1 protein-coding gene is annotated in these 595 nt (G+C 49.9%); it reads left to right on the forward strand.

The annotated features are described in order from the left end of the window. Window positions 1-595, forward strand: a 595-nt coding sequence (gene dapE, locus A3750_RS04955; RefSeq protein WP_197474907.1) for a succinyl-diaminopimelate desuccinylase, incomplete at both ends; no start/stop codon positions are given.

Below are 595 nucleotides of genomic sequence, written 5' to 3' on the forward strand. Positions count from 1 at the left end.
TCCAACCATCCAACTGACTCAGGAACTCATTCAGCAACCCTCCGTAACACCGGATGACAAAGGCTGCCAAGCGCTGTTAAAAGACCGATTAAAACCATTGGGTTTCCATTGCGAGACCATGCAGTTTGAAGAAGTGACCAACCTTTGGGCGCGCAAGGGCCGAAAATCGCCCGTTCTTTGTTTTGCTGGTCATACCGATGTCGTTCCAACAGGGCCAGAGTATCAGTGGCAGTATCCGCCGTTTGAAGCGCGTATTGAAGAAGGCCATATACATGGCCGTGGCACGGCTGACATGAAAGGTAGTCTCGCTGCCTTTATGGTGGCAACAGAGCGTTTTATCGAAAAGTACCCCGACCATGTCGGCTCCATCGCATATCTAATCACCAGTGACGAAGAAGGACCCGCAAAAAACGGTACCGTGAAGGTGATCGAAACTCTTGAGTCGCGCAAAGAAAAGATTGATTGGTGTTTAGTCGGCGAACCCTCAAGCACTAAACGCTTGGGTGATGTAATAAAAAATGGGCGCCGGGGCTCTTTGAATGCAAAGCTTAAGATAATCGGTAAGCAAGGCCATGTCGCCTACCCCCACTTAGCA

Source organism: Oleiphilus sp. HI0079 (assembly GCF_001635105.1).